The sequence below is a fragment of the Nocardia abscessus NBRC 100374 genome, from assembly GCF_000308455.1.
Taxonomy (GTDB): Bacteria; Actinomycetota; Actinomycetes; order Mycobacteriales; family Mycobacteriaceae; genus Nocardia; species Nocardia abscessus.
In genome coordinates, this window is record NZ_BAFP01000103.1 from 1 (window position 1) to 23846 (window position 23846).

24 protein-coding genes and 2 pseudogenes are annotated in these 23846 nt (G+C 69.6%); 10 read left to right on the forward strand and 16 right to left on the reverse strand.

Features of this window, described 5'->3' with window-relative positions:
- Positions 1 to 2531, reverse strand: a 2531-nt coding sequence (gene smc, locus ON19_RS20790) for a chromosome segregation protein SMC (RefSeq protein ID WP_043695388.1), incomplete at its 3' end; no start/stop codon positions are given.
- Positions 2532 to 2951: 420 nt separating this feature from the next.
- Here smc and ON19_RS20795 point away from each other — a divergent pair.
- Positions 2952 to 4616, forward strand: coding sequence for a hypothetical protein (locus ON19_RS20795; RefSeq protein ID WP_157229769.1), 1665 nt, complete (start codon positions 2952 to 2954; stop codon positions 4614 to 4616).
- A 57-nt stretch (positions 4617 to 4673) separates the two neighbouring features.
- Here ON19_RS20795 and ON19_RS20800 read toward each other — a convergent pair whose 3' ends face one another.
- Entirely contained in the window at positions 4674 to 5099 is a 426-nt protein-coding gene (locus ON19_RS20800) for a DUF1707 SHOCT-like domain-containing protein (RefSeq protein WP_043695393.1), read from the reverse strand.
- A 229-nt stretch (positions 5100 to 5328) separates the two neighbouring features.
- Between ON19_RS20800 and ON19_RS20805 the strand changes: the two genes are divergently transcribed.
- Both ON19_RS20805 and ON19_RS20810 read left to right on the forward strand, forming a co-directional pair.
- On the forward strand, positions 5329 to 6414 hold the full coding sequence (locus tag ON19_RS20805; protein ID WP_043695396.1) for an S-(hydroxymethyl)mycothiol dehydrogenase: 1086 nt from the start codon (positions 5329 to 5331) through the stop codon (positions 6412 to 6414).
- Entirely contained in the window at positions 6408 to 7037 is a 630-nt protein-coding gene (locus ON19_RS20810; RefSeq protein ID WP_086006678.1) for an MBL fold metallo-hydrolase, read from the forward strand. The genes ON19_RS20805 and ON19_RS20810 overlap by 7 nt, the downstream gene beginning before the upstream one ends.
- 55 nt (positions 7038 to 7092) lie before the next feature.
- Here the strand turns inward: ON19_RS20810 and ON19_RS42035 are convergent.
- Positions 7093 to 7200: pseudogene (locus ON19_RS42035) on the reverse strand (potassium-transporting ATPase subunit C); the annotation flags it as partial.
- A gap of 2 nt (positions 7201 to 7202) precedes the next feature.
- Here ON19_RS42035 and ON19_RS43895 point away from each other — a divergent pair.
- The 6 genes and pseudogenes from ON19_RS43895 to ON19_RS20835 form a co-directional block, all read left to right on the forward strand.
- Positions 7203 to 7331 (forward strand): annotated as a pseudogene (locus tag ON19_RS43895) (DNA-binding response regulator); the annotation flags it as partial.
- A gap of 104 nt (positions 7332 to 7435) precedes the next feature.
- Entirely contained in the window at positions 7436 to 7897 is a 462-nt protein-coding gene (locus ON19_RS20815) for an OsmC family protein (protein WP_043695401.1), read from the forward strand.
- On the forward strand, positions 7897 to 8175 hold the full coding sequence (locus tag ON19_RS20820) for an acylphosphatase (protein ID WP_043695403.1): 279 nt from the start codon (positions 7897 to 7899) through the stop codon (positions 8173 to 8175). Before ON19_RS20815 ends, ON19_RS20820 begins: the two co-directional genes overlap by 1 nt.
- Positions 8176 to 8205: 30 nt before the next feature.
- Entirely contained in the window at positions 8206 to 9030 is an 825-nt protein-coding gene (locus ON19_RS43900; protein ID WP_227954665.1) for a hypothetical protein, read from the forward strand.
- Positions 9031 to 10197, forward strand: coding sequence for a glutathionylspermidine synthase family protein (locus ON19_RS20830; protein WP_043695406.1), 1167 nt, complete (start codon positions 9031 to 9033; stop codon positions 10195 to 10197).
- Positions 10198 to 10260: 63 nt separating this feature from the next.
- Positions 10261 to 10716, forward strand: a complete 456-nt coding sequence (locus ON19_RS20835) for a DUF350 domain-containing protein (protein ID WP_043695410.1) — start codon at positions 10261 to 10263, stop codon at positions 10714 to 10716.
- An 84-nt stretch (positions 10717 to 10800) separates the two neighbouring features.
- Here the strand turns inward: ON19_RS20835 and ON19_RS20840 are convergent, their stop codons facing one another.
- The 12 genes from ON19_RS20840 to ON19_RS20895 form a co-directional block, all read right to left on the reverse strand.
- Entirely contained in the window at positions 10801 to 10989 is a 189-nt protein-coding gene (locus tag ON19_RS20840; protein WP_043695413.1) for a hypothetical protein, read from the reverse strand.
- A gap of 99 nt (positions 10990 to 11088) precedes the next feature.
- The gene (locus ON19_RS20845; protein ID WP_372478681.1) at positions 11089 to 13218 is read right to left on the reverse strand and encodes an amylo-alpha-1,6-glucosidase; all 2130 of its coding nucleotides are present in this window, start codon (positions 13216 to 13218) and stop codon (positions 11089 to 11091) included.
- Positions 13215 to 14408, reverse strand: coding sequence for a glycosyltransferase family 4 protein (locus tag ON19_RS20850; protein ID WP_083899512.1), 1194 nt, complete (start codon positions 14406 to 14408; stop codon positions 13215 to 13217). Before ON19_RS20850 ends, ON19_RS20845 begins: the two co-directional genes overlap by 4 nt.
- 352 nt (positions 14409 to 14760) lie before the next feature.
- Complete coding sequence (locus ON19_RS20855) at positions 14761 to 15870, reverse strand: winged helix DNA-binding domain-containing protein (protein ID WP_043695415.1); 1110 nt, start codon at positions 15868 to 15870, stop codon at positions 14761 to 14763.
- A 78-nt stretch (positions 15871 to 15948) separates the two neighbouring features.
- Positions 15949 to 17472 (reverse strand): PstS family phosphate ABC transporter substrate-binding protein, encoded by a 1524-nt coding sequence (locus ON19_RS20860; protein WP_043695464.1) that lies wholly within the window; start codon positions 17470 to 17472, stop codon positions 15949 to 15951.
- 103 nt (positions 17473 to 17575) lie between these two features.
- Positions 17576 to 18613: a PHP domain-containing protein gene (locus ON19_RS20865; protein WP_043695467.1), complete on the reverse strand. Its 1038-nt coding sequence runs from the start codon at positions 18611 to 18613 to the stop codon at positions 17576 to 17578.
- A 28-nt stretch (positions 18614 to 18641) separates the two neighbouring features.
- Positions 18642 to 19223 (reverse strand): dihydrofolate reductase family protein, encoded by a 582-nt coding sequence (locus tag ON19_RS20870; protein ID WP_043695418.1) that lies wholly within the window; start codon positions 19221 to 19223, stop codon positions 18642 to 18644.
- A gap of 63 nt (positions 19224 to 19286) precedes the next feature.
- A complete protein-coding gene (gene mutM, locus ON19_RS20875) occupies positions 19287 to 20147 on the reverse strand; it encodes a bifunctional DNA-formamidopyrimidine glycosylase/DNA-(apurinic or apyrimidinic site) lyase (protein WP_043695421.1) in 861 nt (286 codons plus the stop codon).
- A gap of 1 nt (position 20148) precedes the next feature.
- A complete protein-coding gene (rnc, locus tag ON19_RS20880) occupies positions 20149 to 20862 on the reverse strand; it encodes a ribonuclease III (RefSeq protein ID WP_043695424.1) in 714 nt (237 codons plus the stop codon).
- Positions 20863 to 20884: 22 nt separating this feature from the next.
- Positions 20885 to 21067: a 50S ribosomal protein L32 gene (rpmF, locus tag ON19_RS20885; RefSeq protein ID WP_043695426.1), complete on the reverse strand. Its 183-nt coding sequence runs from the start codon at positions 21065 to 21067 to the stop codon at positions 20885 to 20887.
- A 53-nt stretch (positions 21068 to 21120) separates the two neighbouring features.
- Positions 21121 to 21750, reverse strand: a complete 630-nt coding sequence (locus ON19_RS20890) for a YceD family protein (RefSeq protein ID WP_043695469.1) — start codon at positions 21748 to 21750, stop codon at positions 21121 to 21123.
- A 101-nt stretch (positions 21751 to 21851) separates the two neighbouring features.
- Complete coding sequence (locus ON19_RS20895) at positions 21852 to 22598, reverse strand: DivIVA domain-containing protein (RefSeq protein WP_043695429.1); 747 nt, start codon at positions 22596 to 22598, stop codon at positions 21852 to 21854.
- Between the two features lie 203 nt (positions 22599 to 22801).
- On the opposite strand from ON19_RS20895, the gene ON19_RS20900 reads away from it, so the two are divergent.
- On the forward strand, positions 22802 to 23320 hold the full coding sequence (locus tag ON19_RS20900) for a GtrA family protein (protein WP_083899513.1): 519 nt from the start codon (positions 22802 to 22804) through the stop codon (positions 23318 to 23320).
- 39 nt (positions 23321 to 23359) lie between these two features.
- Here the strand turns inward: ON19_RS20900 and coaD are convergent, their stop codons facing one another.
- Complete coding sequence (coaD, locus tag ON19_RS20905) at positions 23360 to 23845, reverse strand: pantetheine-phosphate adenylyltransferase (RefSeq protein ID WP_043695432.1); 486 nt, start codon at positions 23843 to 23845, stop codon at positions 23360 to 23362.
- Position 23846 lies beyond the last annotated feature (1 nt).

Below are 23846 nucleotides of genomic sequence, written 5' to 3' on the forward strand. Positions count from 1 at the left end.
TTGCGCGCGGCCTGGGCACGCTCGGCGCGAGCCCGGGTCTCCCGCTCGGCGCGTGCGGCGCGGCGCAGCGAGTCCGCCTTGCCGCGCACCGATTCCGCCCGTTCCTCGGCCGTGCGTACGGCGAGCCGGGCCTCGACCTCCATCGCCCGCGCCTCGGCCAGCGCGGCCGCCGCCTCCTCCCGCGCGCGGCCCGCGGACTCGGTGCCCGCCGCGCCCGCGCCGTCGGCGTCGTCCTCGGACTGTTCGAGCTCCGCGTGCCGCAGGCGATCCTCCAGTTCGGCGAGCGAGGCGAGCGCCTCTTCCCGGCTCGCCTCGGCGTCGTCGCGCTGGCCCAGCAGACGCTCGCTCTCCGCGTGCGCGGTGCGGGCGGTCTGGCCGAGCCTGGCGAGGCGCTCGTAGATCGCCACCAGTGCCTGATCGGATTCGTGCAGGGCGAGCAGCGCATGGTCGACGGCGTCCTTGCGGTCGGCCTGCTCCTCCAGCGCGCCGGACAGCGCGGCCTCGAGTTCCTCGGCGCGCCGCTGCGCCGCGACCAGCTCCGCCTCGGCGGTGTCGATGTCGGCCTGGATCTCCAGCTGGCTGGGTGCGCGATCGGAACCGCCCAGTAGCCAGCCGTTTCCGGCGAGGTCGCCGTCGCGGGTGACCACGCGCAGGTCGGGCCGCGCCGCGACCAGCGCACGGGCGGCGGGCAGATCGTCGGCCACGGCGATGCCCGCGGTCAGCGCGGCGATCGCGCCGCGCACCGTGTCGGGGCACTCCACCACGTCGAGCAGCAGGCGGGCCCCGTCGGGCAGCGCGCCGGGCTGCGGCCGCTCGGCGCTCGCGGTGCCGAACACCACAGCGGCGCGGCCACCGTCGGCGTCCTTGAGCGCCTGGATCGCGGCGTGCGCGGATTCGCCGGTGTCGGCGGCGACGGCATCGGCCAGCGGGCCGAGCGCGGCCGCGACCGCCGCCTCATAGCCGCCGTGCACGCGCAGCAGGCCGGACAGCGGACCGAGCAACCCCTGTTCGCGGTGCTCCACCAACCAGGCCACACCGTCCCGGCGGGCCAGGTTCATCCCGAGCGCCTCGATCCGCGCACCCAGCGACGCGACCCGCTTGCTCGCGTCGCGGTCCTGCTCGCGCAGTTCGGTGACGCGCTGATCGGCCAGTTCAAGGGCCTGCACCGCGTGTTCGTGCTGGGTGTCCAGCCCTGCCTCGCCCGCGTCGAGTTCCGCGAGTTCGCCCTGCACCGTGTCGAATTCGACCTGCGCGGCCTCGCCGCGGTGGCGGGCGTCGGCGATGGCGACGGACAGGCGCGCGATCTCCGCGTCCACCGATTGCGCCCTGGCCCGCAGGGTGTCCACCTTGCCGGACAGCCGCGCCACTCCTTCGCGCCGATCCGCGATCGCCCGCACCGCGGCCAAGTGCGCCTGCTCGGCGGCCTTGGCGGCGTGCTCGCGTTCGGCCAACTGGTCCCTGGCCGCCTCCAGCGTCTCGGTGGCCATCTCGACCGCCTCGCGCAGCTCGGCCTCCTCGGCCTCCACCCGGTCGGCCTCGGCCTCCAACTGCTCGGGGTCGCGGCCGGTGCCGACCGGAGCGGCGGCGTCCAGGTGCCGCGCCCGGTCACCCGCGATGCGCACGGTGGCGTTGACCCGCTCGGCCAGCGCGGAGAGCTGGAACCAGATCTGTGCGGCGGCCTCGGCGCTCGGGGTCAGCCGGGACAGCTGGAATTCCTGCTGTGCCAGCGCCGCGTTGGCGGCGTCCAGCTCGGAGTGCACGGTGATCTGCTGCTCGCGCGCGTACGCCTCCTTGCTCTGCTGACCGGCCAGCTCCTCGCGGCGCGTGACCAGGTCGTCGGCGGCCAAGCGCAGCCGGGCGTCGCGCAGGTCGGCCTGCACGGTCTGTGCCCTGCGGGCCACCTCGGCCTGCCTGCCCAGCGGTTTGAGCTGGCGGCGCAGTTCGGTGGTGAGGTCGGTCAGGCGGGCCAGGTTGGCCTGCATGGCCTCCAGCTTCCGGACCGCCTTCTCCTTGCGCTTGCGGTGCTTGAGCACACCGGCGGCCTCTTCGATGAACGCGCGGCGGTCCTCCGGGCGCGACTCCAGGATGGCCGACAGCTGCCCCTGCCCCACGATGACGTGCATCTCCCGGCCGATGCCGGAGTCACTGAGCAGTTCCTGCACGTCCATCAGGCGGCAGGAACTGCCGTTGATCTCGTATTCGCCCGCGCCGTCGCGGAACATGCGCCGGGTGATGGACACCTCGGCGTAGTCGATCGGCAGCGCGCCGTCGGAGTTGTCGATGGTCAGCGTGACCTCGGCGCGGCCGAGCGGGGCGCGGCCCGCCGTGCCCGCGAAGATCACGTCCTGCATCTTGCCGCCCCGCAGCGCCTTCGCACCCTGCTCGCCCATCACCCAGGTGAGCGCGTCGACGACGTTCGATTTGCCCGATCCGTTCGGACCGACCACACACGTGATGCCGGGCTCCAACCGCAGCGTCGTCGAGGACGCGAAGGACTTGAAGCCCTTCAGCGTCAGACTCTTCAGGTGCAAGTTCGACGACCTTTCCGTGTTCTGCCCGGTCGGCGTTCTGCGTGGTCCAGCCAGCGCATCCGGCGACCAGTCATGGTATCCGTCGCGTGCGGGGGCCCGACCGGGCCCGACGATGCATGCGGTCGAGTAGCGGTTCGGCGTTATCCGTAGGTTATCGACTCGTCCCCGGTTCGCGCGCATTTCGATGTGCTCGAGGTTTGCCCACATCGCCGATCGCGCTGCGTGCCGCACCGGGCCTTGCGCATCGGAGCGAGCGCGGCGGATCGCCCCGTCGTCGCGCAGCCGAGCCCGCGTGCTCGGCCGACCGCACCCCCTTCTGCCGTCGCCGATCGAGGCAGTCTCGAACTGGCACTGACGCCGCGCCCTCCCGGCACATACGATCCCTCTGATTCGCCAGCGGAAGTTCGGGAGCGCACCACGATGTCTGCCCCCTCACCAGGGACAAGCACGCGGTTCCGCCTTGCCCGCATCACGGGACTGGTACTCGGCAGCCTGGTGTTCCTGCACGCCTGTGAGCGCAGCAAGAGCACGCTGCTCGGCGATGTCCGGGTGGAGGTGGCGATCGCGGCCGCTCTCGGTGCGGCGGCTCTGGCCGCGGGATGGTTCGAGATCAAGCTGGGGGCGCAGGAGGAGGACGCCGACCCGTCATGGGACGATTCCGGGCAGGACGAAACCCCCAGTCCTGGGAATTTTCCCGGTCGATCCCGGCGATCCGCCCACGCGGCCTACCCCGAACGCCCCCGAGCGGAGCACACCCGCCCTGCCACGCGACCGGCGCCCACGACGCACCTCGAGGACGACGACCAGCCCGAACCCCTCGAGCCCTCGGGCCGCGCCGATCTCGTCGCGGGGATTGCGCGGACATTGCGGATCACCCGCCCCGGCGCAACGGGCGAACGACCGCAGCTGCCCGCGTTGAGCGCGATGACGAAATGGATGCGCCGGGTCGAGCCCGACGAAGACGCCGACCTGGACGAGGTCGACGACGACGAGGTCGAGCAGATCACCCACACCGAGACCGGCGAGCTCGTCATCGAGTCCAGCAGCCGAACGGTGCGCGCCAAGATCGCCCGCTCCGGCGACCTGGTCGTGCACGGCCGCGCGCACGGTGGTCCGCAGGAATGGAAGTGGACGTTCCAGCCGGAGACCTTCCCCGCCATCCGCAACGCACTCGGCGACGGGCCCGGCGATCTGCTCGATCTGCTCGAGGACACCATTCCGTGGCTGGACGCCGGTGCGCGCCACGACCCGGGCGCGTGGTTGCGCGCCCACGACATCCCGGCCACCTACCGGGAGAAGGGCGTCAGCGCCACACAGGTCACCCGCGAACTTCCGGTGCTCCAGCCGGGACGTCCGCCGCAGCCGCCCCGCGCGGGCAGGTCCCAGCGGAAGCCGTCTCCCGACGCAGCCGGCACCCGGACCGCGCGGACGTCCACCGGAACCGGGGACGACCGTGCCCGGCGGGAACGACCCGCGGCTTCCGCACGATCCCCGGAGCCCTCACCCGCGCGCCGCGAGAGCCGCTCCGCCCAGCGCGGAGCCGCCGACCCGCAGCCGTCGTCCCGGCGCACCGATGCCGAGCGACGGACTCGCGGCGACAAGTCCCGATCTACCGGACAACCGAGCCGTTCGTCCGACGACTACGGTTCGCCGACACCATCGCGCCGACGGCACAACGAGCCCGCGCACAGCGATCGGTTTCCCCGCACCGGCACGGAGGATTCCTCCCCGCCCGGCCGTCCGACACCCGGCCGTCCGGATCTGCCGAGACGCAGGCACCAGGACATCGCCGACGACCAGCGCGACACGCACCACGACGCCGGACGTCCGGAGGGATACGACGACACCCGTCGGCCACCAGCGAGTCGGCAGGCCGGGCGGAACTCCCAGCCGTCCCCGGACTTCGAGCCCAGGACCGGCCGACGAGAGCGGCCCGATGCCCCGTACCGCGACCGACCGGCGCCGTCCGACCGAGCCGCGGAACGAACCCACGATCAACCTCCACCCGGCCGCCGCCATCGCGGGGACGAGCGGCCACGGCGCGACACTCCGTCCGCCCAGGACACCTCCCGGCGTGGGTGGTAGGGCGCGAAATGGGCACCGCCACCCGGCAACCCGGGTGGCAGCGCCGGTGAACGAGGCTCAGCTCGCGCGGTGGGTGAATCGGCCGTTCTCGAAGCCGGCCACCATACGGAACGCGAGAACGGCGCCCCACGGGCCGATCACCCACATCGGCCAGAAGTAGGTGAAGGCGCCGACGCCGAGCGAGATCGCGGCCCAGATCACGAGCACCAGCACGCTCACGGCGAGCCAGGCGCTGCCCTCGATGCGCTGCCAGATCGGCATCCGTGGGCGGCCGGACGCGGGTGCGGCCGCCTCCTTGTCGAGTTCGGGCAGATCGGACAGCACCGAGCGCAGGTCCTCGCGGTCGGTGGTGGCGTACACCTGGGCGACGCGCTGGTCGTACTCGGGCAGATCGATCCGCCCGTCTGCCATGTGCCTGGCGAGCAGGCGCACCACGGTGTCGCGTTCGGCGTCCGAGGCGCGGGTGCCGGTGGAGATGTCCATGCCTGGTCCTATCGACTGTTCCACCCTCCATAGTGGAATATGATTTCAGAATAAACCTCCAAAGTGGAATGTCAACCCCGGGACGATTCCCGGTCGAAAGCCCCGACTTGTCGCGCTCCGGCGGTAATGTTCACATTGTCAGGAACAGCTGTATGGACATCTGTTCAGAATCGCGTGTCGGCCATGCGGCCGGATCCGCGGCATCAGTGAACGCGCTGAGGAGGCAGAGGTGTCGGAAACCGTCCGCGGGGTCGTGGCCCGCAGCAAGGGCGCACCGGTCGAGATCGTCGATGTGGTGATCCCCGATCCGGGACCGCACGACGTAGTGGTCCGGGTGCAGGCCTGCGGGGTCTGCCACACCGACCTGCACTATCGCGAGGGCGGGATCAACGACGATTTCCCGTTCCTGCTCGGCCACGAGGCCGCGGGCGTGGTGGAGACCGTGGGCGCCGCGGTCACCCACGTGGCGGAGGGCGATTACGTGATCCTCAACTGGCGCGCGGTCTGCGGCGAGTGCCGGGCGTGCAAGCGCGGCCGTCCCTGGTACTGCTTCGACAGTCGCAACGCGAGCCAGAAGATGACGCTCGCCGACGGGACCGAGCTGACACCCGCGCTGGGCATCGGGGCGTTCGTCGACAAGACCTTGGTGCACGAGGGCCAGTGCACCAAGGTCGATCCGGAAGCCGACCCCGCGGTGGCCGGCCTGCTCGGCTGCGGCGTGATGGCGGGCATCGGCGCGGCGATGCACACCGGCAACGTCTCCACCGGCGACACCGTCGCGGTGATCGGCTGCGGCGGCGTAGGCGACGCGGCGATCGCCGGGGCACGGCTGGCCGGAGCCGCGACCGTCATCGCCGTGGACCGGGACTCCCGGAAGCTGCGCTGGGCCACCGACTTCGGCGCCACACACACGATCGACGCGACCACCGAGGACGTGGTCGAGAAGATCCAGGAGTACACCGGCGGCTGGGGCGCCGACGTCGTCATCGACGCGGTCGGCCGCCCGGAGACCTGGAAGCAGGCGTTCTACGGCCGCGATCTGGCGGGCACGGTGGTCCTCGTCGGCGTGCCGACTCCGGAGATGACCATCGACATGCCGCTGCTCGATCTGTTCTCGCGCGGCGGCGCGCTGAAATCGTCCTGGTACGGCGACTGTCTGCCGGAACGCGACTTCCCCACCCTGATCGACCTCTTCCGCCAGGGACGGCTGCCGCTGGACCGGTTCGTCACCGAACGTATCGGGCTCGACCAGGTGGAGCAGGCCTTCGCCAAGATGCACACCGGCGACGTGCTGCGCTCGGTGGTGATCTGGTGACCACCCGCATCGACCGCGTCGTCACCTCCGGCACCTTCGCCCTCGACGGCGGTACCTGGGCCGTGGACAACAACATCTGGCTGATCGGCGACGACGACGAGGTGGTCGTGATCGACGCCGCCCACGACGCCGACCCGATCGTCGCCGCGGTCGCCGGACGCGCCGTGCGCGCGATCGTGTGCACCCACGGACACAACGATCACGTGACGGTCGCGCCCGAACTCGCCGAGCGCCTCGACGCGCCGGTCCTCCTGCATCCCGCCGACGAGCCGCTGTGGCGCATGACCCACCCCGAAGCCGCCTACCGGCCGCTCGCGGACGGCGACCGGATTCCTGTGGCGGACACCGAGATCCGGGTCCTACATACACCCGGCCACTCCCCCGGATCGGTCGCACTGCATCTGCCCGCGACCACGGCGGTGTTCACGGGGGACACGTTGTTCGCGGGCGGGCCCGGCGCAACGGGCCGCTCGTTCTCCGATTTCGGCACGATCATCGAGTCGATCCGCGAGCGCCTGCTGACGCTCCCAGAGGAAACCACCGTGCACACCGGCCACGGCGACTCCACCACCATCGGCGCGGAGAAACCGCACCTCGCCGAGTGGATCGCCCGCGGTCACTGAGCACCGCGGACCGAGGGCGATCGGAGGCGATCGCCCGCGGTCGGCCGGGCGAAGGCTAGCCGCGGCACGGGTGGCACCGGTCCAGATCGAGGTTCAAGCGCAGGACATCGACCCGCGGCTCGCCGAGGAATCCCGGGGTTCGGCCGCGGGTGCGCTCGTCGACCGGCGTTCACCGTCGACCTGGCCGCCGAGAAGGTCACCAAAGGCGGCGAGACCCTGCACCTGACCCCAACCGGCTGGGACATGCTCGAGATGCTGGTGCGCCATCGCGGCAAGCTGGTCGGGCGGCTCGAGTGGTAATCCCGGCCACGGGCCGCCCTGCGCGCGGAATGCCGCGGTGGGGCGCGGTGTTGCCAGCCGCGCGAGCTGATTGCGACGACAATGGCAGGATCGAACTCATGGCTGAACAGACCGTTACCACCGCCGGCGTGGCGCCGATCGCGTCCGAACCCACCACGCTGTGGGTCGAGCGCACCGGGACCAGGGCCTACACCGGCCGCAGCTCTCGCGGCGCCGAGGTACTGATCGGTTCGCAGGGCGTCCCCGGTGTGTTCACCCCCGGCGAGCTGCTGAAGATCGCGCTCGCCGCGTGCTCGGGCCTGAGCGCGGACTTCCCGCTGTCGCGCAAGCTCGGTGACAACTTCGACGCGACCATCCGCGTCTCCGGCGACGCCGACCGGGAGAACGAGGTCTATCCGCAGCTGGACGAAGTGTTCGAACTCGACCTCAGCGATCTCGACGACGCGGCCAGGGAACGGTTGCTGGTCACCGTGCAGCGTGCGATCGACAAGGTCTGCACGGTGGGGCGGACGCTGAAGGCTGGATCGAAAGTGACGCTGTCGTTCGACATCGAGGCCTGATGGCCGAGGCCGTTCGGTTGAGCGCCTGGGTGCACGGCCTGGTCCAGGGCGTGGGTTTCCGCTGGTGGACCCGGTCGCGGGCGTTGGAACTCGGGCTGGTCGGGCACGCGACCAACGCCAGGGACGGCCGGGTGCACGTGATCGCGGAAGGGCCGCGAGCGGCGTGTGAACGGTTGCTCGCACGCTTGCGTTCCGGGGATACACCTGGTCAGGTGAGGTTGGTTGTGGAAAGCTGGGAGCCCGCGCGGGGTGATTTGACCGGTTTCGAGGAGCGGTAGTGGTGGTTCGGGCGACGAGGGGGCACAGCGGTGAGCACACGTAACCCGGGTGACGACGAGCGCCGGGACGAGCCCGAGCGGCCGTCCGGCCCGCGATCCCCGGCCGATGGCGAGCAGGCATCCACCCCGGCCACGCCCGGGTCGGGCGACGAACAGGACTGGTCGACGCCCGTCTCCGCTGGAACGGACCGGTCGACGCCCGCACCGAGCAGCCCCGCCGAGCAGCCCGAGATCGACTGGTCGACGCCCACTTCCGCGGCGCCCGATAACGCGAGCGCTCCGGGCGCCGGGGAACCTCCCGCCGCGTCCGCCCCGCGCCCCGGCAGCATCCAGCGCCAGCAACCCGGCGTGACCCAACCCCGCCCGCAGACGGTGGCCGAGGCACGGGCACGAGACAAGGCGCGCAGGCGCGCCGAAGAAGCGCAGCGCGCCGCCGCCGCGGCCGCGGAGGCCAAGAAGCGCACCCGCAAGCGCGTCATGATCGGCGGTGTCGCCATTGTCGGCGTCGCCGCTCTGGTCGGCGGCGGCTATCTAACCTATCGCGCCCTGACCGCGCCGGACCGTGTCACGGCTCAGTGCGTCAAAGTCGAGAACGGTCAAGAGATCGTGGTCGACGATGCATACTGCGGCGACGGCCGCCCCGGATTCGTCAACGACGGCGGGGTCAATCCGGGTTTGATCATCCTCGGCGGCGGACCGCAGTACCGCTATTACTACGGCGGCACCGGCACCGTCGGCAGACCGCCGACCGGCGGCACCACGATCAAGCCGAAGAACGCCGAGATCAAGACCAAGAGCGGCACCACCATCCAGCGCGGCGGTCTGGGCAGCAAGAGCACCGGCGGAGGGTCGTAGATGCGGCGCGTACGGGATACGCCACGGCCGGGCTGGCAGCAGACCATCGAAAGCCAGGGCCTGGTCTACGGTTCCCCGGGGCGGGACGCGAGCGGTCAACCCCGGCCGTACTGGGACGAGTCGGTGCACTACGAGTTCGACATGCCGGAGATCCTCGCGCTGGAGGCCGACGTCGAACTGCTGCACTCGATGTGCCTGAACGCGGTGGAGCACATCGTGCTCACCGAGCGGTTCGCCGATTTCGGCCTGCCCGAGTGGTGCTGGGGCCCGATCGCCGAATCCTGGCGGCGCTCCGACCCGCACGTGTACGGGCGCTTCGACCTGCGCTACGACGCGCGGCGTCCGGCGAAACTGCTGGAGTACAACGCGGACACGCCGACCTCGCTGCTGGAAGCGGCGATCGTGCAGTGGCACTGGCTGACCGACCGCTACCCCGGCGGAGACCAGTGGAACTCGTTGCACGAGAAGCTGGTCGAGCGGTGGGGCGAGCTGCGCGATGTGCTGCCCGGCTCGCAACTGCACTTCACCTGGTCCGGCGCGGACGCCACCGGCGAGGACAACGTCACCACCGCCTATATGCAGGAGACCGCGGCCGAGGCCGGATTCGACACGATCGCGCTGCCGATCGAGGAGATCGGATTCGACTCGGAGCTGGAGCGGTTCGTCGACCTGGCGGAGGCTCCGATGGAAGCCGTCTTCAAGCTCTACCCGTGGGAGTGGGTGCTCGATGACGATTTCGGCAAGCGGGTCGTGGACAGCCTGCCGGAGACCATGTGGATCGAACCGCTGTGGAAGGCATTGCTGAGCAACAAGGCGATCCTGGCGGTGCTGTGGGAGATGTACCCGGGCCACCCGAATCTGTTGCCCGCCTACCTCGACCAGCCCAACGAACTCACCGAGTACATCCGCAAACCGAAGCTGGGACGCGAAGGCGCCAACATGACCATCGTCGGCGCCGGCTTGGAGACCGCGACCGGCGGTGTCTACGGCGAGGAAGGCTATGTGTACCAGTTGCTCGACCCGCTGCCGGAATTCGATGATATGCGCCCGGTGCTGGGCGCGTGGATCGTCGGTGACGCCGCGGCGGGGCTCGGCATCCGCGAGACCGCGGGACTGATCACCGACGACGGCTCCGCCTTCGTCCCGCATCGCATCCTCCCCGACTGAGCATCGTCACCGACAAGCACGAATCCATCTCGGCGCAGGCCAACCCACTTCGGAAGGATCAAGATGACCGCAGTCGCCCTGGAATCGGGGTACTGGAACTCGCTGGGCGAGGGTGTGGGAGCGATCGTCCTCTACGCCCTCGTCGGCTTGGTGCTCATGCTCGTCGGCTTCTACGCCATCGACCTGACCACCCCGGGCAAGCTGCGCAAGCTGGTGGTGGCGGGCAAACCGAACGCCATCATCGTCACCGCCGCGGGCATGATCAGCATGGCGTTCATCGTGGTACTCGCCATCCTGGCCGTGGGCAGCGGCGGCAAGCTCTCCGAGGGCCTGATCGCCGCGCTGGTGTTCGGCCTGGTCGGCATTGTCGCCCAGGTCATCTCGGTGCGCGTCATCGAACGGGCGATCGGCATCGATATCGGCGCCGCGCTGCACGCCGAGACCTACACCACCGAAGTGCTCGTGGTGGCGGCCGCGCATTTCGCGCTCGGGCTGGTCGTCGCCTTCGCGATTCTGTAGCCCGCACGCCGGTTCGCGGTCCGGATCGGGCGGGATGCTCGTACTCCCGCCCGACGGCCGCCGCTCGGGCCGAGAACCTCTCGGTCAGTGCGCGTCTTGGTGGTCGAGGCAATAAGCCGCCGCCGCCAGGTACTGGCGGCATTCCGGGCCGTGACCGGCGTGCACGCTGCGGATGAACAGGGCGCGATCCAGGTCGAGATCCGTCGAGGGTTCCGCGGCACAGTCCCGATACTGTGTCCGCCACAGGTCCTGCATATCCAGCGATGTCTGCATCGTGCGCCACCTTCCGTGCTACGTATTTGTGCGAGAAGGCTTGCCAATATCCCTACGCCGGAGGCATACCCGCTCGCGCCCCTCGGCAACCGGTGTGCGTCACCGGGTCACCAATCGCCAGTCGTCGGGCAGGCGCGCCGCGGTGATCTGCGCACCCTCGGCCTCCAGGTCGACGGTGGTCGAACCGAGCCGAAGAGCGCGCAGCGAGACCCTACCCCACCGCGCGGGCAGCTGCGGCCGGACGGTGAGCGTCCGGGTCGGCGCGTCGGGGTCGAGTCCGAAGAACGAGCGCACCAGCAACAGCGGCGCCGCGCTCGCCCATGCCTGCGGCGAGCAGGACGTCGGATACGGCACGGGAGAGGCGAAACGCGACCGGGGAAAGCCGCAGAACAACTCCGGCAGACGCCCGTCGAACATCGCCGCCGCGTCCAGCAGACCGGTGGCCAGCTGTGTCGCCAGCTCCACCGCACCGGGAATGTGCCGGTAGCGCAGCAGCCCCGCCACCGCGATGGCCGTGTCGTGCGGCCAGACCGAGCCGCAGTGATAGCTCATGGGGTTGTAGGCGCCCATGTTCGAGGCCAGGGTGCGCAATCCGAACCCGGAGTCCATCTCCGGGCTCGCCATGCGCGACACCAGTTCGGCGGCGTGCTCGTCCGTGGCGATGCCCGACCAGAGGCAGTGCGCGGCATTGCTGGTCAGCGAGTCGACCTGGCGTTTGCCGCCGTCCAGCGCCACGGCGTACCAGCCGCGGTCGGGCAGCCAGAACTGCTCGGCGAACTTGACCCGCAGCTCCGCGGCGCGTTCGCGCAGCCGTCCGGCCAGCCGCGGGTCGTCGAAGGCGTCGGCCAGCTCGGCCCTGGCCAGCATCGCGGCGTGCACGTAGCCCTGCACCTCGCACAGCGCGATCGGGGCCTCGGCGATATGGCCGGTGGCGTCGTTGATTCCGTCGAAGCTGTCCTTCCAGCCCTGATTGATCAGGCCGCGGTCGGTGGCGCGACGGTATTCGACGAATCCGTCGCCGTCCCGGTCGCCGTAGTCGGTGATCCAGTGCAGGGCGGCGTCGGCGGCGGGCAGCAGTTGCCGGATCGCCTCGGCGTCCGCGCCCCAGCGATGGCATTCCGCCAGCAGCATCACGAACAGCGGTGTGGCGTCGGCGGTTCCGTAGTAGATATTGCCGCCGAACACCTGCCCGCCCGCCGGGCCGCGGCGCATCTCGTGCATGATGCGTCCCGGTTCCTCCTCGGTGAGCGGATTCACGTCCTGCCCTTGCAGTTCCGCCAGCTGCTGCAGCGTGCCCAGGGCCAGGTCGACCTCCAGCGGCAGCGCCATCCACGCGGTGAGCAGGCTGTCGCGGCCGAACAGGGTCATGAACCACGGCGCGCCCGCCGCGACGAACGGCCGGGCGTCGCCGGATTCGTCGTGCATCTGCAAAGCGCCCAGATCGCTTTCGGTCCGGCGCAGCACCCGGGTCAGCGCCGGGTCGGACGCGGCGATGTCGGTCGCGGTGTCGCGCCACGCCTCGATCTTGCGGCCCGGCGCACTGATCCCGTAGTGCTCACCGGGAGAGATCGCCTGGAACCGCTGGTTGCCCACCGTCGGCTGGGCGATGATCTCGGTCTGCCAGCATTCGCCGACCGGCACGATCACCCGCCACACCAGCGAACCCGGAAAAACCTCCGGTTCCACGGTCGCCGAGATCGAGATTCCCCGGCTGCGGTCGGCGTGGTCGTGCAGCACCAGCTCGCCGTCGGCGACCGTCACGTCGGCCCGGGCGTGTCCGGCGCGGCCTTCCTTCACCGCGAACAGGTCGACGAAGTCGGCGTCCACGTGCAGTTCCAGCAGCACCGCCGTGGGCTCACGGCCCATGTTCTCCAGCGTGATCAACTCGTGCATGCCGTCGGCGACGATCCGTTCGCGCACCACCAGCAGCGTGCTGTCGGCCAAGCCCGCCTGCGGGGGCCTGCGCAACACGAACCTGGCGGCGAACGCCTCCGGACTCAGTACCGAGAGCGGCTCGGCGGGTTTGCCGTTCACCAGCAACTCCCAGCGCGACAGCACACGGGCGTCCCGGAAGAACAAGCCGTGCGGCTTGCCCGTCTCGACATCGCCGAGCCGATTGGACAGGCAGAACGTGCCGCCTTCGACCAGGGTGACCGAGCCGCACCCCCCGAACCCGGTGGGCTCACCGGAATTCAGGGGGGCGGGGGTCAACGGTGCGGAACCGGTCACGCCAATCCGCTCGCCGCGATCCTGACCGGCGCGGAGCCGGGCGCGCTGTCGACCGGCGCCGCGGCGGGCACCGCGGTGTCCAGCGGCGCGGCGCCGAACCGCTTCTTGGAACGCAACAGCCGGCGATACACCTGCTCGTACCCGAAGCCGAGGGTGTCGGAGCCGAACTTGGCCTGGACGTGGGAACGGCAGGCGTACGGGTCCATCGCCCTGACCTCTTCGATGGCCGCGGGCAATTCGGCGGGATCGGAACAGATACGGCCGGTCACGCCGTCGACGATCACCTCGGACACCGCACCGCCGCGCAGCGCGACCACCGGCGTGCCACAGACCATGGATTCGATCATCACCATGCCGAACGGTTCCTCCCAGCGGATCGGGAACAACAGGCAACGCGCATTCGCAAGCAGCTTACGCTTGGCCGCCGCGTCGGCGAGACCGAACAGGTGATCGTTGTCCGTCAACAGCGGCCGCACCTTCTCCTCGAAGTATGCCTGTTCGGGACGTTCGCTGCACTTACCGGCGAGCACCAGCGGGATACCCGCGGCGTGCGCGGCCTCCAGCGCCAAGTGCGGCGCCTTGCACTCGTTGAACCGGCCGAGGAACAGCGCGTAGTCGTCCTTCTCGACCCGGAACGGCCAGTCGTCGACGTGCAGCGCATTGTGCACGCGTCCGGACCAATTGAGGCCCGGCGCGAGCTCGCGCTGACGGTCGCTGATCGCCACGAGCGCCACCTCGTCGCCCAGATCCTGGTAGTAGCGGTAGATGTCGTCCTCTACCGGCCCGTGCACGGTCAGCACCGTCGGCAGGCCCATGCTCTGGAAGACGGACGCGTTGAGCGGGCCCGCGAAGGTGTGGTCGTGCACCAGGTCGATACCCGATGTCGCCACGAGCTTCTCGATGGCGCGGCGCACCCGCAACGCGTGCACGACCTCGGGGAACGGCTCTCCGAGGCGCTCGGGCAGCGCTCGGTCCCACACCGGCACGAACTTGGCCTTGGTCCCTGGCTCCCCCGCGCCCAACAAGGTGACGTCGTGGCCACGGGCCACCAATGCGTCGACCAGATCGGCCACCACGGCCTCGACACCGCCATACGCCTTGGGCGGGACGTCGAAGTACGGCGGCACGACCATCGCGATGCGAAACGGGCCGCTGGCATGATCTGTCGACAAGTAGTCGGACGACGGCATTTCCAGATCGGACGATGCCTGCGCGGAAATAGGCACGGAAAGCGCGCTCATGACCCTCCTTCCAGGGACAACCAAGTAGCACTCGCATTCACCCAGCACTCGGAGTACCGGGCGCCGAACTGAACTAAGTGGCCGCCGCGGCGGGGGTGAAGACCTAGCTGCACCGCCGTCCATGGGGCTTGGTTGGCCTGGTCACGCTTTCGGCATGATCAGGGGGGCCGAGTGGGAGGTACCTCAGGGGGCATCGTTCAAACCAAACAGTTCGGAAAAAATCGCGCCGCCCAGCGTTCGTTCAGCTACCGATGGGTAAGCCGGTGGCCCCGCCTTGTCCGCCGGGGCCGGACACGGCGCCTCACCCCTCGATGACGACCCGTGGATCGTGGTCCGCCCCCACGGCATTCCCGCCCGCCACGATGAACGACAGCAGATCCTCCGCCTCCGCGCGCACCGCCGCCTCGTCGGACGCGGACAACGGGTGCCAGGGCACGATGCGCAGCGTGGCGCCGTCGAGCGACCAGCGGCCGTGCACGAAGCCGTCGACCAGGTACATGGGCACGCCTGCGGATGCCTCACCTGCGGTGCGCTTGCGGTCTTCCTCGCCGATGATCCTGCGGCGGTCCTTGTGGCCCAGCAACGCGTTGTCGAACGCGGGCAGAAAACGTACGGGCACGGGCAGATCCGGCTCGGCCAGCGGCGCGTCCGGCAGGTCGAACAACACGCGGCGCTGGTCGTCGGTGAACACCCGCAGCCGGGTGCGCAGGTCGTCGACGACCTCGGCCAGCCGGGTGATGCCCGCCCACGCCTGCATGTCGGCCACCGTGGCCGGACCGAACGCGGCCAGGTAACGCAGTACCAGCGTCTGGGGCTGGGCCGCCTCCGCCATGGGCACGCCCGTCCATTCCTCGGCCAACCCGACCGTGACGTACCGGTTGCGCCACCGCCCCCACGCGCCGGTCTCCGAGCCGTGCGCCAAGGGGACCAGCAACTCGACGGTTTCGGCGAGTCGGCGCGTGTGCCGGTCCGGGAAGCGCGGGGCGAGTAGTTCACCCAGTTCCCGGCGGCGCAGCTGCTGTCCGGCCAGCAGTTCGCGTCCCGCCGCCGCGAGCTCGTCCAGGTCGACACCGTCGATCTCGTCGCGGTAGTACGGCGCTTTCAGCGCGGCGGCGACCACCGGCTGCACCGTCGGCCGCAACCAGCGGAAGTCGGCGGCGTCGGCCAGGTGCACGGTCCGACGGATCATGGTGGAGCGCACCAGGCTGCGATCACGCAACAGCGCCGCCAGGTCGTCGTGCCGGAACCCCGCCAGACGCGACCACAGCCCCACATAGGGCCAGTTCGGCTCCTGGCCCTGCACCGCGACCAGATGCCGGACGAGGTCGAGCGGGGCCAGCTCCACCCGTTCCACCAGCTTCTGGCGGACCAGTAGCGTCCGATTCAGTTCGCGCAGCGACAGTTCCGTCATGCGTCCATCCTCGCCGAGCCCACCGACATCCCGGCGCGCCCGACGACGCGGGCCCGCTGTGCCGCTGGTCCCGGCAGGTCACTGCTCGGGCAGGCAGCGACCCGGGTCGGGCAAGTCGGCGCACGGCGCGTTGCCGTGCGCGCGCAGCACCTCTTTCCCGGTCTGAACGGTCAGGAAGTGCAGGAAGCTCGCGGCCAGTGAGTCACCGGGCAATTCGCCATTGCTGTAGGCGTACTCGACTCCCCAGAACGGGTAGGTGCGCTGCACGGCGGCGTCGCGGCTCGCACCGACGCCGTCGATCACGATGGTCGGCAAACCGGCGTCGATGGCCTCGGAGAGCTCCGAATAGCCGATCGCGCCGGAAATCTCGGCGACCGCCTTGCGCATGTCCGCGGTCACCTGAACCTCGCAGTGCGCAGGCGCTGTGATGACCGTGCCCTTCAACGCCGTGCAGCTCACGTGCGGGCGATCCGGCTGCGTACCGTCGAGCAGCCTGCGCTCGAAGGTGTTGCGCGTACCCGAGCCCGGTATGCGGTTGACCAGCACCACCGGCAGGTCCGGGCCGCCCACCTCGCGCCAGTTGCCGATCCTGCCCCGGTACAGATCCTGGATCTGGGCGACGGTGAGCCCGCCGATACCGACGCCGGGATGCACCATCATGGTGAACAGCGACAATGCGAGCGGCCGGTGCACCAGTGCCGGATAACCGTTGCCCTTCGTGCCGTCGGTGATGGCGAGCAACCCCGACTTGCCTTCCCCCTCCTCGGCGAGCCGGTCCAATCCGCGCTCGGTTCCCTCGAAGGCGAAGGCGAAATTCGCGCCGGTGCAGCGTTTCCGATACTGCTCGGCGGCTTCCCTGACGACCGGCCCGAACGCCGACGACCCGACTACGGTCAGCTTTCCCGAGGCGCACTCCAGCGGCGTCGGCGACGGCTCGAGCGCGGAAACCACCAGCTGAACGATGATCACCAGCACCAGGAACACGGTGAGCGCGGCCATCATCCCGGAAATACCCGTGTTGCTGCGGGTCTCGATGATCCGGCCGCCCTTGATGCCGCCGCGCAGCACCGGCTGTGGATACTCGCCGTCGCCCCCGGACCGTTGTAGGATGGCCAGGATCTTGTAGTGATCACCCGGGCCGAGCGGCACCTTCGGCAGATCGATCACGCCGACGTGCCCAGTGTCCTCGGGCACCGCGATGCCGGAGTTCGCGTCGAGATTGTCGGCCAAGTCGGGATCGCTGAGTTCGTTCACCGCCATGCCGATCACGCGGCGCTGCGGGAAGCGCAGGTGCAGACCGACTCGCGCGGCGTCCGGAGCCTTGTAGTCATGGGTGTCGATCGTGGTGACGCCGCTGTTCTCGATGCGCACCAGAACGACCGAGATATCCTTCAGGTCAGGGCTCGCGCCGTCGAGCGAGGGGCGCAGCTGCGGAAGCACCCCGGGGAACACCGACTCGATCTCGCCGGTGACCGGCGTGTCCATCTGTACCCGGTAGCCGAGCCGCCTGCGGCCGGCGAAGACGAATTCCCACAGGAACGCGCAGATGGGCACGGCGATACCGATGAGCGCCAGAACGATTTCGAGCGGAAAATCGCCCACCAGTTGATCCCACCCCCAGCAATCCGTGTGGACCCCATTCTCGGCGGCGAACACACTCCGACACAGGGGAAGCCGAACTATTCGGCAACAGTTAACCCGTCGGTCATGCTCCTGCGCGAGTCCAGGCCAGCAGATCCGCCAGCGGCCAGGTGTTGATCACCCGTTGCGCCGCAACACCGTTCGCGAGAGCGCGCTCACACCCGTACCCCTGCCAGTCGAGCTGTCCCGGTGCGTGCGCGTCGGTGTCGATCGAGAAGTGACACCCCATTTCGGCGGCCAGGCGCAGCAATCGCGAAGGGGGATCGAGTCTTTCGGGTCTGCTGTTGATCTCCACGGCGGTGCCGTAGACGCGACACGCCTCGAACACCACCTCGGCGTCGAACGTCGACTCCGGTCTGGTGCCGCGTCCGCCCGCGACCAGGCGGCCGGTGCAGTGACCGAGCACGTCGACGTTGGGATCGGCGACCGCGTGCACCATGCGCTTGGTCATGGTCGCGCTGTCGTCGCGCAGATGCGAATGCACGCTGGCCACGACGATGTCCAGCCGGGCGAGCAGATCCGCCTGCTGGTCGAGGGAGCCGTCGTCGAGGATGTCCACCTCGATACCGGTGAGCACGCGGAACGGCGCCATCCGGTCGTTGAGTTCGGCCACCACGTCCAGCTGCTTGCGCAACCGGTCGGCGGACAGGCCGTTGGCCACGGTCAGGCGCGGCGAATGGTCGGTGAGGGCACAGTATTCGTGCCCCAGCGCGGCCGCGACTCGCATCATCTCCTCGATCGGGCTGCCGCCGTCGGACCAGTTCGAGTGGGTGTGCAGATCGCCGCGCAGTCGCTCCCGCAACGGCTTGCCCGGCGCCCCGATGGGCTGCGCGGCAGCGCGCAACTCGGTCAGATACCGCGGCACCTCGCCCGCGGAGGCCTGCTCGATGATCGCCGCGGTCTTGGGCCCGATACCCGCGAGTTCGGTCCAGGTGCCTGCCTCCCGTCGCGCCTCGCGCTCGTCGGCGGACAAACCCGCGACGACGTCGGCCGCACGCCGGTACGCCTTGACCCGGTGGGTTTCCGCTCGGGAGCGCTCCAGCCAGAAGCCGATCTCGCGCAGGGCCGCCACCGGACCGAGCTCCGAGGCACGGTCCGGCATCCCGGTCGGCTCCTGGTCGGGCACCGCGCTATCGCACCCGGCTGTATTTCACGAAGGCCACGCCGTCTTCGAAGACCGTGCTGGTGATCACCCGGAACTTGGCGGGTTCCGGCAGCCGCGACCCGGTGCCGAACAGCGCGCGGCCGCTGCCGAGCACGAGCGGGTAGAGCTTGAGGAAGATCTGGTCGATCTCCGGCAGCAGTACCTGCGCCAGCTCACCACCGCCGCACAGCCAGATGCCCAGGCCGTTCTCCCGCTTGAGTTCCTTGACCTTCTCGATCGGGTTCTCGGCGATCAGCTCCACGGCGGGATCGGGGCTTTCGGGCAGCGTGGTCGAGACCACGAACTGCCGCAGGTGCGCGTAGGGGCTGGAGGTGCCGGTGCGAACGCCGAAGTCGTGGGTCTTGCGTCCCATCAGCACCGTGTCGAAGTACCGATTGCGCTCCTCCACGCCGAGCGCCTCGCGCACCTTGGCGGGCAGCGTCTCGGGGTACTGCGCATTGATCGACGGACCGTGATCGCCGCCGACGGGGAAGAAATCGACCGAGCCCTCTTCGGTGGCGATGAATCCATCGATGGTCGACGCGACGTAATAGGTGAGCTTGCGCATGCTTCCTTCCTCACGGTCGGGTGACATTCCGAACCGCCCTGAGGAAACGGTAGCTCGCGCGCGCTAGCGACGGCGAGGCTTCGGCTGGCAGCGCGGGCAGGAGTAGGACGAGCGGTTCATGAACCGCTCCCGGATGATCGGCGCACCACACCGGCGACACGGCTCGTGCTCCCGACCGTATACGGCGAGGGCCCGTTCGAAGTAACCCGACTGGCCGTTGACGTTCACATACAGCGCGTCGAAGGACGTGCCGCCCGCAGCGAGCGCTTCGCCCATCACGGCGCTCACCTCGGCGAGCAACCCGCGCACGGCGGGTCTGGACAGGCCGGACGCGAGCCGGCCACCGTGGATCCGCGCGCGCCACAAAGCCTCGTCGGCGTAGATGTTGCCGATCCCCGAGACCACGCCCTGGTCGAGCAGGACGCGCTTGATCTCGCTCTGCTTGCCCCGGATGACCGCGACCACGGATTCGACGTCGAAACGCGGGTCCAGCGGGTCCCGGGCGATGTGCGCGACCGGCTCCGGCACCAGGGTGCCGTCCATCTCGACCAGCGGCGCGAGCGCCCAGCCGCCGAAGGTGCGCTGGTCGATGAACCGCAGCTGAGTGCCGTCACCGAAGGTGGCGCGGATGTGCGCGTGCTTCTCCACCGGCGCGTCGGCGGACTGGACCAGCATCTGACCGCTCATGCCCAGATGCACGACCAGGGCGGCTTCCGGGTCGTCGAAGGTCAGCCAGAGGAATTTGCCACGCCGCTGGGCCGACTCGACCGTCAGACCGGTCAGCCGCGCGGCGAGATCGGCGGCGCCTTCGAGATGGCGGCGCACCGAGCGGGGATGGGTGATCGCCACCGATTCGACGACGCGGCCCACCACGTGCTCGGCGAGCCCGCGGCGCACGACCTCGACCTCGGGTAGTTCGGGCACGTCAGGTTTCGGCGGTCAGCGCCTCGTAGGCGGCCCCCGCGGCCTTCTGCTCGGCTTCCTTCTTGGAGCGGCCGACGCCCTGCCCGTAGGCCCGGCCGCCGACCACCGTGGTGGCGGTGAATTCCTTGTCGTGGTCCGGCCCGGTCGAGGTGATCTCGTAACTGGGCACGCCGAGACCACGCTCGGCGGTGAGTTCCTGCAGGCTGGTCTTCCAGTCCAGGCCGGCGCCCATCCGCGGGCCGCGCTCGAGCAGCTCGGCGAACAGCCGCAGCACCACCGAGCGCGCCACCTCGATGCCGTGCTGTAGATGCACGGCGCCCAGCAACGACTCCATGCCGTCGGCGAGGATGCTCTCCTTGTCCCGGCCGCCGGTGAGTTCCTCACCTTTGCCGAGCAGCAGGTGCACACCGAGGCCGCCCTCGCCGAGCCGGCGGGCCACCTCCGCGAGAGCGCGCATGTTCACCACGCTCGCGCGCAGCTTGGCCAGCTCACCCTCGCTCTTCGAGGGATGCTCGTGATACAGCCGCTCGGTGATGCTCAGTCCGAGCACGGAATCGCCGAGGAACTCGAGACGCTCGTTCGTCGGCAGACCACCGTTCTCGTACGCATACGACCGATGGGTCAGCGCGAGACGCAGCAGATCCGGGTGCAGGTCGACGCCCAAGGCTGCGAGCAGGCTCGCGTGTTCACCGGACGAGTCGGGTTCGTCGGTCACGTCGCTACGACAGGTCGAACGATCAGACCGCGGCGGTGACCTGGCGGCCCTTGTAGGTGCCGCAGGAGGGGCAGGCGATGTGCGGCAGGGTCTTCTCGCCGCAGGCGCGGTTCGGGCAGGTGATCAGGGCGGGCGCGACAGCCTTCCACTGGCTGCGCCGCGACCTGGTGTTGGAACGGGACATCCGGCGCTTGGGAACGGCCACGACTACTTCTCCTCTGTCCTAATTGCTCTGCCGGTTCGGCTGATCGGTCTTGCTCAGTGGTCTCGGTCGGCCGCACCCTCGTCGGGGCTGCCTGCGCCGGGCGATCCGGAGGCGAATTCAGCCAGTCCGGCCCAGCGAGGGTCAAGTATCTCATGCCGGTGGTCGGATCCCGCAATCGCCATCCGTATGCCGCATTCCGGGCACAGTCCCGCGCAATCCGGCGTGCACAGCGGCTGCAGCGGCAGCTCGAGGCCGACCGCATCGATCACCACGGGCTCCAGGTCGATGAGGTCGTCGACCAGGCGGTAGACCTCGTCGTCCTCGGTGGTCTGCTCGGTCGTGCTGTCCGGGTAGGCGAACAGTTCGGTCACCCGCAGCGCGACCTCGCTGGTGAACGGCTCCAGGCAGCGCGAGCACTCCCCCTCGATCGGCGCGGACACCGTGCCGGTGACCAGCACACCCTCCGACACCGCCTGCAATTGCAGGTCGAGCTCCACCTGCGCGCCCACGGGAACGGCGATCAGATCCAGGCCGATCCGCTCCTCGGTGGTCACGGTGCGGCGCAGCTCGCGCATGGTCCCCGCCCTGCGGCCGAGGCTGCGGACGTCCAGCACGAAACCCGCATCCGGCGACCGGCGCTTGGCCGACTGGGGACGCGACGTGGAACCGGAACCGGCGGACATCACGAACTCACTCACGATCGAGGGGATACGGGCAACCAACCACTCAACAATAAGCGATCATGCGGTGCGCACCCAAACCCGGCCGACCGCGCTCGGCGCCGCTACCTGCGGAATTCGGAGGCGTAGTCGGGTGCGCCCGCTCCGCTGCGGAGCTGATGACGCCCCCGCCCGACCGTGCGCAGCGTGCTGGCCAGCGTCTCCTCGAAATCGGCGAGCCGGGAGTCGACATAGTGGTCGCATTCCTCGCGCAGCCGATCCGATTCGGCGTGCGCGGCATCGATCACCCTGGCCGATTCGGCATGCGCGGCGCGCACCACTTCGGTCTGGGTGACCAGCCGCTCCTGCTCGGCGAGGCCTTCGGCGACGGAGCGGTCGTAGGCCGCCTTGCCCGCCTCGATCATCCGCTCCGACTCCACCCGCGCCCGGCCGGTCACCGCCTCGTATTCGGCGTTGCCGTCGGCCACCACGCGATCGGCCTCCTCCTGCGCGGAGACGACCAGGTGATCGGCGTGCGCGCTCGCCTCGGCGACCATCCGGTCGGCGTGCGCCTTGGCATCGGCCAGGATGCGATCGGCTTCCTCGCGCGCCGAGCCGATGGTGCGCTCGGCCTGTTCGTTCGCGCCGGTCACAGCGGTCTCGGCCGCGTTCCGGGCGTCGGAGACGATCTTGTCCCGGTGGTCGAGCACGTCTTGCGCGTCGTCGAGTTCGCCGGGCAGCGCGTCTCTCACGTCGTCGAGTAGTTCGAGCACGTCGCCACGCGGCACGATGCAGCTGCGGGTCGGCGGGATGCCGCGGGCCTCTTCGACAATGGCGACCAGTTCGTCGAGCGCTTCGAATACGCGATACATGCTCACTACCCTCCTGCGGACTCACGGCGAAACTCTCCGCCGAAGCCCAGTGTGCCCCTCGTCACCGCTCGTGCCGAGTCACTTTCCGGTGTGTCGTGCGGGTGTCTTGCACGCCACAGAAATCAAGTGGAGACCGCCTCTCCGCTTCGTGTTACATTCTTTTGGAAGGTCGACCAACAAGGCCTCGTTCGATCGGAAAGACGATGACTGTTCTGGAACTACCGCGACCGGCGGGAGTGAGCGCCACCAGTTTCTTCGTGCCGTGGGTGAGCCCATACCCGGTACTGCCGAAGATATCGGGCGCGGCCAGGGTCGGACAGCTCACCCGGTACCTGCGCGGCGATCGCGCCTTCGCGCAGCTGATCCGCTTCGCGCTGGTCGGCGGATCCAGCAATATCGCCTATGTCCTGCTGTTCTTCGCCATGCACGGCGTCGGGCCGCTGATCGCCAACGTCGTCGGCTCCCTCGTGAGCACCGTCATCGCCAACGAGCTGCACCGCCAGCTCACCTTCCACGCCGCGGAACGGGTCGGCTGGTTCACTGCACAGTGGGAAGGCGGCGGGCTCGCGCTGGTCGGGCTCGGCATCACGACTGCGGCGCTGGCCGCGCTCGGCCTGTGGGCGCCCGGACTCGGGGACACCGCCCAGGCCGTCGCGATCCTGGGGATCACCGCCGCGGTCGGTGGCATGCGCTTCCTGGCCCTCCGCGGCCTGGTGTTCTGAGCCGCCTCTCCGGGTATCCAGGCCGTACGGACCGGTCCGTCAGCTGTTGCGCTCGGCCAGGCGGTTCAGGAGGCGCTTGTGCACCGAGGGGGGCAGCATGTCACTGACGTCGCCGCCGTATGCGGCGACCTCCTTGACCAGAGAGCTGGACAGGTAGCTGAAGGACGGGTTGGTGGCGATGAAGAAGGTGTCCACGCCGGAGAGCTTCTTGTTCATCTGCGCCATCTGCAGTTCGTAGCCGAAGTCGCCGGCATCGCGCAGACCCTTCACGATCGCGGTGATGCCCTGCTCCCGCGCGAAGTCCACGGTCAGGCCCTGCCACGAGTCCACCCGGACGTTGCCCAGGTGGGCGGTCGACTCGCGCAGCATCTCGATGCGCTCCTCGACGGTGAACATGCCCTGCTTCTTCGGATTGATCATGACGGTGATGACGACCTCGTCGAACTGGGCCGCCGCCCGGGTGAAGACGTCGAGGTGTCCGTAGGTCACAGGGTCGAACGATCCGGGGCACAGTGCTCCTGCCATG